General features: G+C 53.6%; 2 protein-coding genes. Both read right to left on the bottom strand.

Annotated features, from left to right (window positions below):
- Positions 1–56 precede the first annotated feature (56 nt).
- Entirely contained in the window at positions 57–854 is a 798-nt protein-coding gene (gene istB, locus AAIE02_RS23560; RefSeq protein ID WP_498533418.1) for an IS21-like element helper ATPase IstB, read from the bottom strand.
- A complete protein-coding gene (gene istA, locus AAIE02_RS23555; protein ID WP_498533417.1) occupies positions 854–2,026 on the bottom strand; it encodes an IS21 family transposase in 1,173 nt (390 codons plus the stop codon). The genes istB and istA overlap by 1 nt, the downstream gene beginning before the upstream one ends.
- Between the last annotated feature and the right edge of the window lie 101 nt (positions 2,027–2,127).

Raw genomic sequence — 2,127 nt, 5'->3', positions numbered from 1 at the left:
TGTCAACGCCAAGATTTATGGCCGCTTTTCGCCATTTTTTAATGTCCGCTATTTGATCACTTCTGTTGTCCGCTATCCACCATTTCATCATCACTGATTGGCGTTGCGTTTTTGGCCAGCACTCCAGCTTTGCGTTTTTCCTTCAACCGGTAACTTTCTCCTTTTATATTCACTGTGGTTGAGTGGTGCAGCAACCGATCCAGGATCGCCGTTGCCAGTACGTTATCGCCGAACATCTCTCCCCAGTCTGCGAAGCCTTTGTTTGAGGTCAGGATAATGCTCGCTTTTTCATATCGGCGGTTCAGCAAGCGGAAGAACAGACTGGCTTCCTCTCTGTTCATCGGCAGATAGCCTATTTCGTCCAGGATCAACACCCGCGCATAGCTCAGTTGTTGTAGCTGGCGCTCCAGCCGATTTTCCTGCTTCGCTTTCATCAACGTCGCTACCAGTCTGTCCAGTGGCATGAACAGCACCCGATGACCCGCATCTGCTGCTTTCACGCCGAGAGCCACAGCCAGATGGGTTTTACCCACTCCAGGTGGCCCCAGCAGGATCACGTTCTCACTGCGCTCCACGAACGCCAGACCGGCCAGCTCCCGGACGACCTTACGATCGATACCGGGCTGGAAGCTGAAGTCGAACTGCTCCAGTGTTTTGACCCACGGCAGACGAGCCTGTTTCAACCGTGATTCCATTCCGCGCTGATGTCTGCCGTTCCATTCCTGTTGCAGCGCTATGCACAGGAACTCCCGGTAGTTCAGCTCTTTTTTAGCTGCCTGTTCTAACAAGCTTTCAACGTGGTAGCTCAGGTGTTCCATTTTTAACCGGCTCAACAGTGCTTCAAGTTCATGCATCACAGCAACTCCTCATAGGCACTCAGGGGACGATGCTCCACCATGCTGACCTGCTGCCACAACGGGGCATGGTGTTCCGGCACCGTTTGCCAGCCAGATAATGCTGAACACAGCCGGTGTGATGCCACCTGCTGCTCATTACTGTAGATCCGCAACTCATCATCCAGCGATATGCGTATCGAGACCGGCTGACCACACAGCGTTTCGGGAACGCTGTAGCGATTGCCGCCAACCTCGATATAGCTGTCCCAGGACACATGGCGGATGTCGAAGTAGCTGGTATCGAAGTCCGTATCCGGCAACGGCTGCAGATGCTCCTGCTCGAGCGCGAAGCGCTGTTCTGGTGTCTCTTTGAACTGGCGAAGCTCCCGTTTATCAGCCACATCAGCTATCCACTGCTCCAGTTGCTGGTTAACATGGGCGAAGCTGTCGAACCTGCGGTACCGGACGAAGAAGTTCTCCTTGAGATACTTCACCATCCGCTCCACTTTGCCTTTGGTCCTCGCCCTGCGAGGGCGGCAGGCCCGTGGCAGGAAGTCATAATGGTCGGCCAGCAACAGGAACCCGGAGTTGAACACCACCTGCCCGTTGTTATTCTTCAGCACTGCCGCTTTCTGGTTATCAACCAGCACGGTTTTCACACTGCCGCCGAAGTAACGGAAGGCACGTACCAGTGACTCATAGGTGTGTTCAGCATCCTGTTTTGGCGCGGCGAAGACATGGAAGCGACGGGAGAACCCCAGCGTGTTAACCGCGAAGTTGACTTTGCATCGCTGTCCCGCGACCTCCACTTCGACTTCACCCCAGTCGTGCTGCAACTGGTAACCGGGCTGAGTTTCGAAGCGGACAGTTTTCTTTGAGGGCCGCATTTTGCGCTTAGGCTGGATGTAATAGCGCAACATGGAGCGCCCACCGGTGTAACCCATCGCTTTGATTTCTGCGAGGATGACCTCGCCATTCCAGACATTCTCGGCCAGGCGTGTGTCGATATAGTCCATGAATGGCTTCAGTTTGGCCATTTTGTGGCGCGTTTTTCTGGCCGGGGGCTCAGGGTATTTAAGATACCGCCTGACAGTACGCTCAGAGCAACCCACCTGAGTCGCAATATCGACAATGTACGCACCTTGCTTGCGCATTTGCTTTATCATGTAAAAGTCCTCTCTGCTCAGCATGTTGATGTCCTTTCTGGTGTGAGAACCTCAAGGAAACAACATGTTGGGTGGAGCGGACAATCCAAATGGTGAATTACCGTCTTATATCATTGGCGCTAACA

It is taken from the genome of Cedecea sp. Ae19-4, from assembly GCF_059801165.1.
The sequence above is the reverse complement of the archived record's forward strand: the minus strand, read 5'-3'. Positions and strand labels throughout refer to the sequence as shown.

What these genes read in the sequence shown, in the direction of transcription:
- istB (WP_498533418.1), bottom strand. Translation starts at nt 854, where the DNA reads ATGCATGAACTTGAAGCACTGTTGAGCCGGTTAAAAATGGAACACCTG.
- istA (WP_498533417.1), bottom strand. Translation starts at nt 2,026, where the DNA reads ATGCTGAGCAGAGAGGACTTTTACATGATAAAGCAAATGCGCAAGCAA.